A 14,202-nucleotide genomic window follows, 5' to 3' on the forward strand; every position below is an offset into this window, starting at 1 on the left:
ACGTGCTTCACCAAGGCTTGAGCTCGGTCACGCGTGGTGGCACGGCACTGCTGCTCGCGGCCGTCCTGGCCGGGTGCGCCGACTCCGACTCCGACGGCGACCCGGCGGACTCGCCGTCACCGTCCACCGCGGAGGCCACGTCCGCCACGACGGTCGACGCCAGCACGCTGGACGGGGCGTCGTACTCCTCGACCTCCGTCGAGGGCGCCGAGCTGGTGGAGGGGACGACCATCGAGGTCGGGTTCGAGGACGACACCATGTCGGTCAACGCAGGGTGCAACACCATGTTCGGGCCGTTCGAGGTCGACGGCACGACCATCACGTGGACGTCCGAACCGGCCGCCACGATGATGATGTGCGACCCCGACCTCGTCGAGCAGGACCGCTGGCTCACCGAGTTCTTCCGCGCCGGTGTCGACGCCACGGTCGAGGGCGACGCCCTGACGCTGCAGGCCGGCGGGGTCACGATCGAGCTGGAGCCGGACACCCCCGACGACCTCACGAGCCTGCTCGGGCGCACCTGGACGGCTGTCGGCACCGTGTCCGACGGCGCCGTGTCGCGACTGCCGGTCGACACCCGTCGTCCGCGGCTCGACGTCGGAGCGGACGGACTGTCGCGCCTCTTCACCGGGTGCCGGAGCGGTCGCGTCACCGTGCACGTCGAGGAGACGGCGCTGGTCTTCTCCAACGTGACGCTCCAGCGCGGGCGGTGCACGGGCCCCGCACGTCGGACCGAGCGGGCGGTGCTGGCACTGCTCGACGGCGCCAGCGACAACGCCGAGCTCCACGACCACCTCCTCGTCGTCACCAAGGGCGGCGAGGGCCTCTTCTTCGAGGTGCGCTGACCCAGGTCACGAGGTGTCCCCGGTCGCCTCGCCCAGACGTCCCCGCCACACGAGGGCGACGACCCCACCGAGAGCGACCGGGCCGAGGATCGTCACGGCTCGCCACACCGTGAGCGCCGCCACCAGCTCGGGCTCGAGCGCGTCACCCCCGACCTCCATGAACGCCCCGAGCAGGACCACGTCGTAGATGCCCAGGCCCATCATCGGCGGCAGGGTCAGGGGGTAGGCCAGGAAGAAGATGCCGATCACCTCGTACGCCGGCACGGCCTCCGCGGGGATGCCCACGAACCGGATGGCCAGCAGCAGGATGCAGGCGTCCGCGAGCACCATGGCGCTCAGCGCGAGCAGCGACCGCGGGAAGGACCGGCGGTAGTCGGCCACGATGTGCTGCTGGAACCCGGTCGACGAGCGGACCCACGCGTCGGGGTCGACCGAGGAGCGCGCGCGCCGCACGATGGTCGCGGCCCTCCGTCCCAGGCGGGCGGCGAACTGCTCACGGCGGACGGCGAGCGAGACGAGCACGGCGAGGGCGATGGCGATCGCCACGCTCACCAGGGCGCCCGCCACCTGCGACGTGCCACTGCCCAGGACCGTCAGGACGGCAAGGCCGATGAGAGGAGCGGCGAAGCGGTTGACGTAGAAGACGACCATGTTCATCGTGGCTCCGGCGAGGCCCCGTGAGGCCTCGATCCCCCAGCCGCGGAACATGGCCACGCGGACGACCATGTCGCCCGGAGGGGGCGCCACGACAGCCGTGACCGACGCGACGAGGTCGCTGAGCAGGGCGCGTCCCGCGCCCAGGCCGTCGATGAACAACGCAAGCGGGAGGGCATTGAGCGTCTGGCGCACGAGCAGCACCGCCCCGAGCGCGAGCAGCTGCCAAACCGTCAGCCTGCCGAGCGCCTCTCCCACCGACGACCAGTCGATGGCGCCCAGGAACGTGGAGGCCAGCCACCCGCAGACCAGGACGATGACCACGATGACCACCGGCCGGAGCCACGGTGGCCGATGGCGCTCGGACGTGCCGGCGTGTGCCCCATGGGGCCGGCCGCCGGCCGTGGACCCGTCCGGGGTCACGACGACCTGCCGCGTGACCCACCGACCCTTCTCTGGACGACGCGGGCCAGGACCGCCAGCAGGACCCAGGCCGCGACGGAGATCGCCTGCTCGCCGTAGTCCCCCGGATCGCTGACGAACCGGACGTCGGAGTCGACGCGACCCAGGCCGGCCAGGACGAGGGCGGAGCCGCCGATGGCAGTCACCCACCCGACCAACCGCTCCCGCCAGCGCTCGAGCGCCACCCCGCCGACGACGGCGACGGCGGGCACGAAGACGACGGCCAGCAGGACGCTCGCATCACCGGTGTCGAGGATGGTGAAGAGGCGCGCCCCGACGACCGCGCCCACCACCAGTCCCACGACGAAGAAGAGCACCCTCGCTGCGAGGATTCCGACGAGCAGGGCGAGCAGGCCGCTGGCGGCCGCGATCAGCGCCGAGGTGCCCGCGCTCGCCCCGAAGGCGTCGGCCACCAGCCAGGCCGCCCCCGCACCGGCGCACACCAGCACCAGGCGAATCGACCAGATGCCTCCGACCGCGAGCAGCACACCGACGAGGACCAGCACCAGTGCTTCCATCGGGCGATCGTCGCGGCCGGGAGAGCCGAGAGGATCACCCGAAGCGGGCGACACGAGGTCGTCCAACGTGAGGCCTGCGCGGCAGCCCCGAAGAAGTTTCCGTCCGAGTGATGAGTTCGCGCGCCTACCTCCGTCACACATGGCGACAGGACACGACGGACGGAAGGATGAACGATGACCATCGACACGTGGACGGAACGAACGGGGGAGGCGGTCGTCATGGGCACGCTCCAGGACATGGACGAGGGCGCGTTCGCGGACCTGGCCGAGCGCCACCGCCGCGAGCTGCACGTCCACTGCTACCGGATGCTCGGGTCGTTCCAGGACGCCGAGGACGCGGTGCAGGAGACGTTCCTCAAGGCCTGGCGCGCCCGGGAGACGTACGAGGGACGCTCGACGGTGCGGGCCTGGCTCTACCGCATCGCCACCAACACCTGCCTCGACCTGATCGCGCGCCGCCGTCCCGAGCCGGCGCGTGGCGGTGAGGTGAGGTGGCTGCAGCCCTACCCCGACAGCCTCCTCGACGAGCTGCCCACTGACGGTGCCGACGACCCGGAGAGCAAGGCGCTCGAGCGGGAGACCATCGAGCTGGCGTACGTCGTCGCGGTGCAGCACCTCGCCCCGCGCCCCCGCGCCGCGCTGATCCTGCGCGACGTGATGGGCTGGCCGGCCAAGGACGTCGCCGACCTGCTCGGCGACTCGGTGAACTCCGTCAACAGCGCGCTGCAGCGGGCCCGCGCGGGGATGCGCGAGCACCTGCCCAGCGAGCGGCAGGAGTGGACCGGTGACGACGGGGACGTCGAGAGCCGCGAGCTCGTGCGCCGCTTCACCGACGCCAGCGTGGCCGCCGACATCGACACCGTGGCCACCATGCTGCGGCACGACGTCCGCTACTCGATGCCGCCGTGGGAGGGCCTGCTCGTCGGCCGGGACGCGGTCGTCGCGGACTGGACCGCCAACGGCTACCCGGAGATGACCGGCCTGCGGGCGGTCCCGACGGCGGTGAACCGCCAGCCCGCGGTCGCCTACTACCTCTGGAACGAGGAGCAGGCGGCGCACCTGCCGCTGACGATCGACGTGCTGCGCGTCTCCGGCGACCTGGTCACCGAGGTGACCATCTTCGGCGCCGAACGGTTCGACTCGCTGGGCCTGCCCGAGCGCCTGCCGGCCGAGGGCGGCGAGCGATGAGCCGGGGCAGGCGCCTCGCCGTCACCGGGCTCGGTGCCGCGGTCGCGGCCGCGGCGCTCAACGCCGTCGTCGCGGCCCTCGCCCGGGCTGCCGGCGTCGACCTCGAGGTCACGGGCGGCGAGGCGATCCCCGTGTCGGGCATCGCCTTCGTCACGGTCGTCTTCTCGGTCCTCGGGCTGCTCATCGCCGCGGCCCTGTCGCGGTGGAGCGACAGCCCGGTCCAGTGGTGGCTGCGGACGACGGTGGTGCTGACGGCGGTGTCGCTGGTGCCGCCCTTCCTGGCCGCCGCCGACGCGGCCACGGCAGCGACGCTCGTCACGCTCCACCTGCTCGCCGCAGCGGTCGTGGTCCCGACCGTCGCGCGGACCCTACGCACCCCGGCCTGACCCGGCCTCAGCGCCCGCCGCGGTCCCGGTCCCGGCCGCCGCCGCCGTTCGACCCCTTCCCGCCGCCCCTCGCCTCCGGCAGCAGGCCGAGGGCGCGGCCGAGCGGCGTCGCGAGCGAGCGGGCGTACGTCGTCGTCACGTGGCCCTCGTCGCGCTGCGCCACCATGTCGGCGACCACCGCCGGGCAGCGGCCGTCGTCGCAGAACCACTGACGCGTCGGAACCACCTCGACGCCGGCGCGGTCGGCGGCGTCGATGCTCGTGCGGGTGACCCGGTCGGCCCGCTCGGCGGTGCCACTGAGGCAGCTGCCGAGGTGGGCGTCCTTCTCGGCCAGGCACCGCTCGGGCGAGATCGTGCGCCGGGGCACGTCCTCGAGCAGCACGAGACGCTTCGTCAGCGGGAGCAGGTCGGCGAAGAGCCGGTCGAAGCCCTTCTCCAGCTCCGCGACGACGCCGTCGGTGCTGCGCTCCACCTCGCCGTCCACCTCGACGTTGGGCGCACCCGACGTCGACACGACGACGAGCTCCGGGTCGAGCTCACGGATCCGGTCCTCCGCCCAGGCGTTGAAGTCGAGGCAGCCCTGCCACGGCTTGACCCGTCCGCCGCCGCGCACCATCTGCACGCGCGCGGGGGTGCACTGCGACTTCACCAGGTAGTAGGTGCGCCAGCCCGCCTGCTCCGCGATCCGGTCGAAGGCCGGGATCCAGTGCCGGCCGTGCGAGTTGCCGAGCACCACCATGGTGCGGTCCGCGTCGAGGTCGCCGGACGGGCACAGGTCTGCCGGAGTCCCGATGTACTCGCAGTCGCCGAGGTCGGCCCGGTCGTCCTTCAGGTCGCGCAGCTCCGGTCGGATGTCGCGGGGGATCCGCCGCTCGGCGGCCGCGGCCCGTACGGACGCCTGCACGAGGCCGACCCACGGGTCGTCCGAGATCCGGGAGCCGTCGACGGTCCGCTCGTAGTCGTCGGCCGAGATCGGGGCGTCCTGCCCCACCAGCTGGCGGTCGATGAGGCTGGTGGCGGCCAGGCAGCAGGCCACGGCGACCGACACGGCAGCCGGGTAGAGCAGCATGCCGCGGGGGCGCTTCGCCGTACTCACCGTGCGGAACGGCGTCTCGACGAGGCGGTACGACGCCCACGTCATCATCGCGGTCACGGCGAGCGCCACCACCAGCTCGACGGGCCGCAGGTCGCGACCGACGCGCTGCTCGGCGACGACGAGCACCGGCCAGTGCCACAGGTAGAGCGAGTAGGACGCGTCGCCGACGACCCGCATCGGGCGCACCCCGAGGGCGCGTTGGGCGAGCGGCAGCGGGCCGTCGTCGAGACCCGTGCCCGCGAGGATCACCGCGCTCGTCCCGAGGACCGGCAGCAGCGCGAGCCAGCCGGGGAACGGCGACGCCTCGGTCACGACGAACAGCGCGACGCCGATCAGTCCGAGGCCCGCGACCGCGACGACGTTGCGCGCCAGGTGGCCGAGGCCGCGGGCGAGGCGGGGCGCGAAGACGGCGAGCAGGCCGCCGGCAGCGAACTCCCACACGCGGGTGAAGGTGGAGAAGTAGGCGCTCTCCGGCGAGGCGGTCGACGCGTGCACCGACCACGCCAGGCTGGCCGCGGTCGCCAGGGCCAGGACGGTGACGATGCCCGCCCGGTGGGCGCCTACGTCGCGGCGGCGGAGCACGAGGGTGGCGACCACGATCGACGCGAGCAGCGCGAGCGGCATGACGAGGTAGAACTGCTCCTCCACCGACAGCGACCAGAAGTGCTGGAGCGGTGACGGCGGGTCGGTCGCCGTGAAGTAGTCGATCTCCTCGATGGCGAAGCGGATGTTGGCCCCGAAGAGGGCCGCCCACACGCCGTCGACGGAGGCGTCACGCGCGTCGAGCGGGTTCAGCCACAGCCACGACGCGACGACGGTGCCGATGATCGCGACGGTGGCGGCCGGCAGGATCCGTCGCGCGCGGCGGACGTAGAAGCCGACGAGGTCGATGGTCCCAGTCCTCGCCACCTCCCGCAGCAGGAGGGTGGTGATGAGGAAGCCGGAGAGCACGAAGAAGACGTCGAGGGTGACGAACCCGCCCGGATAGGGGGCGATGCCGGCGTGGAAGACCAGGATGCCGAGGACGGCCAGGGCACGCATGCCCTGGATGTCGTCGCGGAAGCCACGGGGTACGGCCTTCGTGCTCACGGCCCGGTCGGGAGGTGCGGGGGTCACGAGGATCCTCACGGACGAAAGCAGGTCTCCGTCACGCTAACTGCGCAGCACGGGGCGTCCGATGGGGTCCGGACCCCAGATCGTCGGGCGGGGCGTCCGGACAGGACATCCTCGCCTCAGCCCGGCCCGGAGGGGTGCGCGACGTCGTACGCACGGGCAAGCTTCTGCGGGACGACCATCCGCCAGGCGTCGACGACCAGCTCGCGCGCCTCCGCCGCGTCGAGGTCCGCGAGCGTGGTGTGCACCCAGTTGAACCGCATGTCCGACTCGCCCGGCAGGTGGAACCGGGGATCGCTGTCGACCAGCGCGGCGCGCTCCTCCTTGGGGAACGCGAACCCCATCACCGACTCGTCCTCCGAGAACGCCGTGTAGACGATGGAGCCCACCCGGAACTTCAGACGCCCCCGGACGGTGACCACGTAGGACCTGTCCAGCCCTGAGCCGAGCGCGAGGACGTCGTCGACCACAGCCATGCCGCAAGTATCGCCGCCACGGTCGACCGGGACCCGTTGTCGGGGGGCGCGTCACCCGACCCCTGGGGGTGAGCCGACCACCCTCGCGCGCTGACTAGTGTCTCGGTCGATCATGCGCAGTGACGACCCCAGCGGCGATCCCCGGATCCTCACGCTGACCTACACGAGCTCGGTCACCGACCTGTTGTCGGTGACCCAGCTCGTCGAGCTGATCGAGCAGATCCGCTCCAAGAACGAGCGTCTCGGGGTCACCGGCCTGCTGCTCTACAGCGGCGGCAACGTCATCCAGACGCTCGAGGGGACGTCGTACGCCGTCTACCAGGTGTTCGACGCGATCCGCGCCGACACCCGCCACGGCGACGTACGCCTCCTCGACCGGCGCTACGTGGGTGACCGGTCCTTCGGCACCTGGTCGATGGGCTTCCGCAACGTCTCGGCCCGCGAGGTCGCCGACCTGCAGGACTTCAACGAGTTCGCCCGGCAGTCGGTGGGACATGACCTCGTCGACCACGCCGCCTCGGCCTTCGAGCTGCTCGGGACCTTCCGGGTCAACACCGCCTGATCCGCACCCGCCGGTGCCCGGTCGGCGCCCCTGTGGCGCCCTGGGGACGCCGGGAACGTGGAAGATCCGAGCCACCTGGTGGCTCGGATGTTGTTCCACGGTGTCGACGCGGTCCCCGGATATCCGGTGACTCACCCGGGAGCGGGCGGCAGGCACGGCGAAGGCCCACACTGTGCGGGTGCGACTTCCCGACCCGGCCCTCGTGGTGCTCGTCGGCGCCTCGGGGGCCGGGAAGTCGACCTGGGCCGCGGCCCACTACCGCGGCGAGGAGGTCGTCTCCTCCGACGCCCTCCGCGGGGTCCTGGGCAGCGGTCCGCACGACCTCGACGCCTCGACCGACGCGTTCGCGGTCCTCGAGACGATCGTCGCCGCGCGGCTCGGCCGCCGTCTGACCACCGTGGTCGACACCCTCGGGCTGGAAGCGACGAAGCGACGTGCCTGGCTCGACGCGGCCCGCGCGTGCGGACTGCCGGCGGTCGCCGTCGTCCTCGACACCCCGGACGCCGAGTGCCGCCGCCGCAACGGCGCCCGCGACCGACCGGTCCCGGCTCCGGTGCTCGCCGGCCAGCTGCGCTCGGTGCGCGACGTACGCCCCCTGCTGGACGCCGAGGGGTGGGACCTCGTGGTCACGGTCGCCGCGGACGACGCGGCACCCCCGCCCGTCCCCGCGGCCGCACCCCGATCCCGCGAGCAGCGGACGTCGAGCCTCGGGCTGCGGTCCGTCCTGCAGGTGTCGCGCTTCCCGTGGGGCGAGGACCCGCTGGCCTGGCTGACCGACGTGGCCCGCGCCGCGGACGAGGCGGGCTTCGCCGGGCTGGCGCTGATGGACCACCTCATCCAGGTGCCCCAGGTCGGCCGGGCGTGGGACCCGATACCGGAGCCGTGGGTGACCCTCGGCGCGATCGCCGCGGCCGGCACCGGGCTGGAGCTCGGCACCCTCTGCACGCCCGTGACCTTCCGTCCGGCGGGCGTCACGGCGAAGGCCGCCGCCACCCTGTCGGCGCTGACCGACGGCCGTGCCTTCGTCGGCGTCGGCGCCGGGTGGTTCGAGCGGGAGCACGCTGCGTACGGCATCCCCTTCCGCCGGCCCGTGAGCGCCTCGACGACCTCGAGCGGGCCGTGGTGACGATGAAGGCCCTCTGGGCGGCCGGCACCAAGGCGTACGACGACCACGGCGTCGTGCTGCCAGAGACGACCTCCTACCCCCGTCCGGCCGGCCCGATCCCGGTCGTGGTCGGCGGCTCGGGTGAGCGCCGCACCCTGCGCATCGCGGCGCAGCACGGCGACGCCTGCAACCTCCGCACGACCGACGAGGGCGAGCTCGAGCGGCTGGTCGGCGTCCTGCACGCGCACTGCGACGACGTCGGTCGCGACCGCTCCGAGGTGGCGGTGACGGTGCTCGACCTGCCCGTCGTGGGTGCCGACCGCGACGACGTGTGGGCGCGCGTCGAGACGCTCCGCGGGCGCACGCCGGCAGCGACGTACGCCGCCCGCACGCACGCCGCGACCGTCGCCGGTCACCGCGACCGGTGGGCCCGGCTCGCGGGGCTCGGCGTGTCGACGATCTTCATCGCCACCCCCGACCTCGGAGGTCCCGACGACGTTCTCGCCCTTCGGGGGCTGAACGCCTGACCTCGCGGGTCGTAGTGTCGAGGACATGCAGACGCGCACCCTCGGACAGCACAAGGTCGGCGCCATCGGGCTCGGCCTCATGACCTTCGACCAGACCGGGACCCAGCCCCGCCAGCAGCTCCTCGACACCGTGTCCGCGGCCCTCGATGCGGGCGTCACGCTCCTCGACACCGCCGACGCCTACGGCCCCGGCGACGAGAAGGGTGCCGGTGCGCAGGGTGAGAACGAGCGGCTCATCGCCTCGATCCTCGACGAGCTCGGCGCCCGCGACCGGGTCGTGCTCGCCACCAAGGGCGGCCACGTCCGCACCGAGGGCGGCGGCTGGGACGTCGACTCGTCGGCGGCCCACCTCAAATCGGCGGTCGACGCGAGCCTGCAGCGCCTCGGGGTGGAGCAGATCGCGCTCTGGCAGCACCACCGGCCCGACCCGAAGGTCTCCTACGACGAGGTCATCGGCACGCTGAAGGAGATCGCCGACAGCGGCAAGGTCGCCCACGTGGGCCTCTCCAACGCCGACCCGCAGCAGATCCGCGACGCCCACGCGGTCCTCGGCGACGCGCTCGCCAGCGTGCAGAACCAGTTCAGCCCCAAGTTCCGCTCCAGCCGGCCCGAGATCGACGTCTGCGAGGAGCTCGGCCTGGCCTTCCTGCCGTGGAGCCCGCTCGGCGGCCTCTCCGACGCCAAGGAGCTCGCCGACAAGCACCCTGCCTTCGCCGAGATCGCCCGGGAGCGCGGCGTCAGTGCGCAGCAGGTGGCGCTGGCCTGGGAGCTCGCCCAGTCCCCGGTCGTCATCCCGATCCCGGGCGCCAAGCGGCCCACCTCGATCACCGACTCGGCCGCCGCGGCCGAGATCGAGCTCACCGCCGACGAGCTGGCGCGCCTCGACGCGAGCTGACACCGAGGACAGGACAGGACCCCGCGATGCCCCGCCCGATCCTCACCCGCGTGGTCGACACGGCCATGGACCGTTCGGTGGTCCTCGGCTACACGACGATCGGCCTCGCGGTGCGGCGGGCGCTGCCGGGCTGGCCGGCCGACCCGCTGCCGCGGTCGCTGGAGGGTCGCCACGTGCTCGTCACCGGAGCGAGCTCCGGGCTCGGGGCCGCGACGGTCGCGGGGCTGGCCGGACTCGGCGCGGTCGTGCACCTGCTCGTGCGCGACGAGGCCAAGGGGGCCGGGGTCGCCGACCGGATCCGCGCCACGCACCCCGGTGCGGAGCTGCGGCTGTGGCGCTGCGACGTGGCCGACCTCGACGACGTACGACGCTTCGCGGCCGGCTTCGCCGCCGAGGTCCCCGACCTCCACGCGGTGGTGCACAACGCGGGCGTGATGCCCCCCGAGCGCACCGAGTCGCCGCAGGGCCTCGAGCTCAGCATGGCCGTGCACCTCGTCGGCCCGGTGGTGATGACCGAGTCGTTGCGAGGCCCGCTCGCCGGCGGTCGCGTGGTGCTGGTCAGCAGCGGCGGGATGTACGCCCAGCCGCTGCACGCCGATGACCCGGGCTACACCGCCGGCGACTACTCGCCCACGACGTCGTACGCCCGCTCGAAGCGCTGGCAGGTGGAGCTCGCCCCGATGCTCGCCGACCGGTGGGCAGCCGACGGCACCACCGTCGCGACCATGCACCCCGGCTGGGCCGACACCCCCGGCGTGCAGGAGTCGCTGCCGACCTTCCGCAGGCTCACCCGGCCGGTGCTGCGCGACGACGCGCAAGGTGCCGACACGAGTGTGTGGCTGACGGCGGTCGAGCCCGCCCCGCCGACCGGTCGCTTCTGGCACGACCGGGTCGAGCGCCCGACCCACCTCCTGCCGACGACGCGCGGGAGCGACCGCGACCGGGCCCGCGCGTGGGCCTGGCTCCGCGAGGCGGCCGGGCTGGACGAGGCCGCCGCACCCTAGGGTGGCGCGGGTGCTGAGCCTGCAGATCGACGACGCCCGCCTGTCCGACCTCGAGCCGTGGCACGCCGAGCAGCTCGCCGGCCTGTTCCAGGCGCACGGCGCCGACTTCTACGACTGGCTGCCGTGGGAGGGCTTCGAGGACGTCGAAGGAGCTCGCGGCTTCCTCGAGTCCTTCGCCAAGGGGCGCGGCGAGGGCACCCGCCGGCTCTACGGCATCTGGGTCGACGACGAGCTGGTCGGCGGCACGCTCTTCCCGAGCATCAACGCCCGCTCGCGGATCGCCGAGGCGGGCGTCTTCCTGGCGGCCTCGGCCCGCGGGCGCGGCATCGTCACCCGGGCGGTGGCGGCGATGCTCGACTGGGCGTTCGTCGAGCGCGGGCTGCACCGCGTCGAGTGGCGATGCGCCCCGGGCAACCAGGCCAGCCGGCGTGTCGCCGAGCGGCTCGGCTTCACCCACGAGGGCACGCTGCGCGAGGTGTTCCCCGTGCGCGAGGAGCGGCAGGACCTCGAGGTCTGGGCGCTCCTGGCTCGCGACTGGTCCGGCCTCCCAAAAACTTGACTCGTTCAAGAGAAGGGGGCAGGGTGGTCGGTGATGGAGGACCACAACTTCGAGCACCTGCTGCGTAGCGCTGACCTGCGGGTCACCCGACCGCGACTCGCCGTGCTGAGGGCCGTACGCCGCCAGCCGCACGCCGACACCGGCAGCGTCCTCGCCGCGGTGCGCACCGAGGAGCCGACCGTCTCCCACCAGGCCGTCTACGACGTCCTCGGCGCCCTCACCGACTCCGGCCTGGTCCGCCGGATCCAGCCTGCCGGGTCGGTCGCGCGCTACGAGCTGCGCGTCGGCGACAACCACCACCACGCGGTCTGCCGCTCGTGCGGCGTCGTCGCCGATGTCGACTGCGCCGTCGGCGTACGCCCCTGCCTCCACGCCTCCGAGACCAACGGCTTCGTCATCGACGAGGCCGAGGTCACCTACTGGGGGATGTGCCCCCAGTGCGCCTCAGCTCCAGATCCGTCCACTGTCCGCAGCAACTGAAGGGGAACACCATGCCCGACGACCTGACCGACGACCTGCCCAACGACTCCGCGCGCGCTGTCGACACCTCCGACAGCAACCAGGCCAACGCCGAGGTCGGCGAGATGAACGAGGACGCCCCCGCGGGCAAGTGCCCCGTGCTGCACGACGGTGGCGTCCACCCGACCCAGGGTGACGCCAACAGCGCGTGGTGGCCCGAGCGGCTCAACCTCCGGATCCTCGCGAAGAACCAGCCCGTGGTGAACCCGCTCGGCGAGGAGTTCGACTACGCCGCCGCCTTCGCCACCCTCGACCTGGGTGCCGTGAAGTCCGACATCGCCGCGGTCCTCAAGGACAGCCAGGACTGGTGGCCCGCCGACTTCGGCCACTACGGCCCGCTGATGATCCGGATGGCCTGGCACAGCGCCGGCACCTACCGCGTCCAGGACGGTCGCGGCGGCGGTGGCACCGGCCAGCAGCGCTTCGCCCCGCTCAACTCGTGGCCCGACAACGGCAACCTCGACAAGGCCCGACGCCTGCTGTGGCCGGTCAAGAAGAAGTACGGCAACGCCCTCTCGTGGGCCGACCTGATGATCCTCACCGGAAACGTCGCGCTCGAGGACATGGGCTTCGAGACCTTCGGCTTCGCGGGCGGCCGCGTCGACGCGTGGGAGCCGGACGACGACGTCTACTGGGGCCCCGAGACCGAGTGGCTCGGCGGCGACCGCGGTGGCGAGCAGCGCTACTCCGGCGACCGCGAGCTCGACAACCCGCTCGCCGCGGTCCAGATGGGCCTGATCTACGTCAACCCGGAGGGCCCGGAGGGCAACCCCGACCCGATCCTCGCCGCGCACGACATCCGCGACACCTTCGGCCGGATGGCGATGAACGACGAGGAGACCGTCGCGCTCATCGCCGGCGGTCACACCTTCGGCAAGACCCACGGCGCGGCCGACCCCGGTGAGTACGTCGGCCCCGAGCCCGAGGCCGCGCCGATCGAGACCGGTGGTCTCGGCTGGCTGAGCAAGTACGGGTCCGGTGTCGGGAAGGACGCCATCACATCCGGCCTCGAGGTCACCTGGACCGACGTGCCGACCCAGTGGAGCAACCGCTTCTTCGAGATCCTCTTCGAGCACGAGTGGGAGCTCGAGACGTCACCGGCCGGCGCCAGCCAGTGGGTCGCCAAGGACGCCGAGGCGATCATCCCGGCGCCCGACGAGGGCGGTGCCAAGCGCAAGCCGACGATGCTCACGACGGACCTGGCGCTGCGGATGGACCCGGCCTACGAGGCGATCTCGCGCCGGTTCCTGGAGAACCCCGACGACTTCGCCGACGCCTTCGCCCGTGCCTGGTTCAAGCTGACCCACCGCGACATGGGCCCCGTCGCCCGCTACCTCGGCCCCGAGGTCCCCTCCGAGGAGCTCCTCTGGCAGGACCCGATCCCGGCGCCGGCGCACACCGCGTCCGCCGAGACCATCGCCGCGGTCAAGCAGAAGATCGCCGATGCCGGCCTCCCGGTCAGCCAGCTGGTGTCGACCGCCTGGGCCGCAGCGTCGTCGTACCGCGGCTCCGACAAGCGCGGTGGCGCCAACGGTGGTCGCATCCGCCTCGAGCCGCAGCGCAGCTGGGAGGTCAACGACCCGAAGCAGCTCGCCGGCGTCGTCTCGGTGCTGGAGGGCATCGCCGCGGGTGCTGACATCACCTTCGCCGACACCGTGGTGCTGGCCGGCAACGTCGGTGTCGAGCAGGCGGCGGCCGCGGCCGGCGTCACCGTCGAGGTGCCGTTCACCCCGGGTCGCGGCGACGCGACCCAGGAGCAGACCGACGTCGAGTCGTTCGCCTGGCTCGAGCCGAAGGCTGACGGCTTCCGCAACTACGTGCGGTCCGACGCCAAGCTGCCGGCGGAGTACCTCCTCGTCGACAAGGCCAACCTGCTCAACCTCAGCGCTCCTGAGCTGACGGTGCTGGTCGGTGGCCTCCGCGTGCTGGGCGCCAACACCGCGGCCTCGACCGACGGCGTGCTCACCGAGCGTCCCGGCCAGCTGACCAACGACTTCTTCGTCAACCTGCTCGACCTCGGCACGGTCTGGTCGCCTGCGGGCTCCAACGACCGCTTCGAGGCCAGCACGGGCGGCAACGCGTGGACCGGCACGCGCGCCGACCTGGTGTTCGCGTCGAACTCCGAGCTGCGCGCGGTCGCGGAGGTCTACGCCCAGGACGGTGCCGAGGAGAGGTTCGTGCACGACTTCGTCGCTGCGTGGGCGAAGGTCATGGACAACGACCGCTACGACGTGAAGGCCTGACGCCTCCCGTCACACGCCGGCAGCCCGGTCCCCGTTGGGGCCGGGCTGCT

Annotated in this window: 15 protein-coding genes; 11 read left to right on the forward strand and 4 right to left on the reverse strand. The window is 72.8% G+C overall.

The features are described from left to right. The first annotated feature begins 2 nt into the window (after window positions 1-2). The gene (locus JOD65_RS03280) at window positions 3-845 is read left to right on the forward strand and encodes an META domain-containing protein (protein WP_191193776.1); all 843 of its coding nucleotides are present in this window, start codon (window positions 3-5) and stop codon (window positions 843-845) included. Window positions 846-851: 6 nt separating this feature from the next. Here the strand turns inward: JOD65_RS03280 and JOD65_RS03285 are convergent, their stop codons facing one another. Beyond that, the gene (locus JOD65_RS03285) at window positions 852-1,832 is read right to left on the reverse strand and encodes a lysylphosphatidylglycerol synthase domain-containing protein (RefSeq protein ID WP_191193775.1); all 981 of its coding nucleotides are present in this window, start codon (window positions 1,830-1,832) and stop codon (window positions 852-854) included. Between the two features lie 86 nt (window positions 1,833-1,918). Further along, window positions 1,919-2,479 (reverse strand): DUF4203 domain-containing protein, encoded by a 561-nt coding sequence (locus JOD65_RS03290; protein WP_191193774.1) that lies wholly within the window; start codon window positions 2,477-2,479, stop codon window positions 1,919-1,921. 174 nt (window positions 2,480-2,653) lie between these two features. Here JOD65_RS03290 and JOD65_RS03295 point away from each other — a divergent pair, with 174 nt between their 5' ends. Next, window positions 2,654-3,667, forward strand: coding sequence for an RNA polymerase subunit sigma-70 (locus JOD65_RS03295; protein ID WP_191193773.1), 1,014 nt, complete (start codon window positions 2,654-2,656; stop codon window positions 3,665-3,667). Further along, the gene (locus tag JOD65_RS03300) at window positions 3,664-4,053 is read left to right on the forward strand and encodes a DUF6069 family protein (RefSeq protein WP_191193772.1); all 390 of its coding nucleotides are present in this window, start codon (window positions 3,664-3,666) and stop codon (window positions 4,051-4,053) included. Before JOD65_RS03295 ends, JOD65_RS03300 begins: the two co-directional genes overlap by 4 nt. A 7-nt stretch (window positions 4,054-4,060) precedes the next feature. Here the strand turns inward: JOD65_RS03300 and JOD65_RS03305 are convergent, their stop codons facing one another. Next, entirely contained in the window at window positions 4,061-6,265 is a 2,205-nt protein-coding gene (locus JOD65_RS03305) for an acyltransferase family protein (protein WP_191193771.1), read from the reverse strand. Between the two features lie 116 nt (window positions 6,266-6,381). Continuing rightward, on the reverse strand, window positions 6,382-6,738 hold the full coding sequence (locus tag JOD65_RS03310; RefSeq protein WP_191193770.1) for an MmcQ/YjbR family DNA-binding protein: 357 nt from the start codon (window positions 6,736-6,738) through the stop codon (window positions 6,382-6,384). A 112-nt stretch (window positions 6,739-6,850) separates the two neighbouring features. On the opposite strand from JOD65_RS03310, the gene JOD65_RS03315 reads away from it, so the two are divergent. From JOD65_RS03315 to katG, 8 genes are all read left to right on the forward strand, one after another. Continuing rightward, window positions 6,851-7,300 (forward strand): BLUF domain-containing protein, encoded by a 450-nt coding sequence (locus JOD65_RS03315; protein WP_191193769.1) that lies wholly within the window; start codon window positions 6,851-6,853, stop codon window positions 7,298-7,300. A gap of 178 nt (window positions 7,301-7,478) precedes the next feature. Continuing rightward, on the forward strand, window positions 7,479-8,426 hold the full coding sequence (locus tag JOD65_RS23900) for an LLM class flavin-dependent oxidoreductase (RefSeq protein ID WP_307820906.1): 948 nt from the start codon (window positions 7,479-7,481) through the stop codon (window positions 8,424-8,426). 2 nt (window positions 8,427-8,428) lie between these two features. Continuing rightward, the gene (locus JOD65_RS23590; protein WP_263575306.1) at window positions 8,429-8,932 is read left to right on the forward strand and encodes an LLM class flavin-dependent oxidoreductase; all 504 of its coding nucleotides are present in this window, start codon (window positions 8,429-8,431) and stop codon (window positions 8,930-8,932) included. Window positions 8,933-8,957: 25 nt separating this feature from the next. Beyond that, entirely contained in the window at window positions 8,958-9,827 is an 870-nt protein-coding gene (locus tag JOD65_RS03325) for an aldo/keto reductase (RefSeq protein WP_191193768.1), read from the forward strand. A 26-nt stretch (window positions 9,828-9,853) separates the two neighbouring features. Then, window positions 9,854-10,831, forward strand: a complete 978-nt coding sequence (locus tag JOD65_RS03330; protein ID WP_191193767.1) for an SDR family NAD(P)-dependent oxidoreductase — start codon at window positions 9,854-9,856, stop codon at window positions 10,829-10,831. 10 nt (window positions 10,832-10,841) lie between these two features. Beyond that, a complete protein-coding gene (locus JOD65_RS03335) occupies window positions 10,842-11,390 on the forward strand; it encodes a GNAT family N-acetyltransferase (RefSeq protein WP_191193766.1) in 549 nt (182 codons plus the stop codon). Between the two features lie 33 nt (window positions 11,391-11,423). After that, window positions 11,424-11,870, forward strand: coding sequence for a Fur family transcriptional regulator (locus JOD65_RS03340; protein WP_191193765.1), 447 nt, complete (start codon window positions 11,424-11,426; stop codon window positions 11,868-11,870). A 104-nt stretch (window positions 11,871-11,974) separates the two neighbouring features. Beyond that, a complete protein-coding gene (katG, locus tag JOD65_RS03345) occupies window positions 11,975-14,152 on the forward strand; it encodes a catalase/peroxidase HPI (RefSeq protein WP_191195367.1) in 2,178 nt (725 codons plus the stop codon). Window positions 14,153-14,202: the final 50 nt, after the last annotated feature.

It is taken from the genome of Nocardioides cavernae (genome assembly GCF_016907475.1).
GTDB lineage: Bacteria > Actinomycetota > Actinomycetes > Propionibacteriales > Nocardioidaceae > Nocardioides > Nocardioides cavernae.

What these genes read in the sequence shown, in the direction of transcription:
- JOD65_RS03290 (WP_191193774.1), bottom strand. Translation starts at nt 2,479, where the DNA reads ATGGAAGCACTGGTGCTGGTCCTCGTCGGTGTGCTGCTCGCGGTCGGA.
- JOD65_RS03295 (WP_191193773.1), top strand. Translation starts at nt 2,654, where the DNA reads ATGACCATCGACACGTGGACGGAACGAACGGGGGAGGCGGTCGTCATG.
- JOD65_RS03300 (WP_191193772.1), top strand. Translation starts at nt 3,664, where the DNA reads ATGAGCCGGGGCAGGCGCCTCGCCGTCACCGGGCTCGGTGCCGCGGTC.
- JOD65_RS03310 (WP_191193770.1), bottom strand. Translation starts at nt 6,738, where the DNA reads ATGGCTGTGGTCGACGACGTCCTCGCGCTCGGCTCAGGGCTGGACAGG.
- JOD65_RS03315 (WP_191193769.1), top strand. Translation starts at nt 6,851, where the DNA reads ATGCGCAGTGACGACCCCAGCGGCGATCCCCGGATCCTCACGCTGACC.
- JOD65_RS23590 (WP_263575306.1), top strand. Translation starts at nt 8,429, where the DNA reads ATGAAGGCCCTCTGGGCGGCCGGCACCAAGGCGTACGACGACCACGGC.
- JOD65_RS03325 (WP_191193768.1), top strand. Translation starts at nt 8,958, where the DNA reads ATGCAGACGCGCACCCTCGGACAGCACAAGGTCGGCGCCATCGGGCTC.
- JOD65_RS03330 (WP_191193767.1), top strand. Translation starts at nt 9,854, where the DNA reads ATGCCCCGCCCGATCCTCACCCGCGTGGTCGACACGGCCATGGACCGT.
- JOD65_RS03340 (WP_191193765.1), top strand. Translation starts at nt 11,424, where the DNA reads ATGGAGGACCACAACTTCGAGCACCTGCTGCGTAGCGCTGACCTGCGG.
- katG (WP_191195367.1), top strand. Translation starts at nt 11,975, where the DNA reads ATGAACGAGGACGCCCCCGCGGGCAAGTGCCCCGTGCTGCACGACGGT.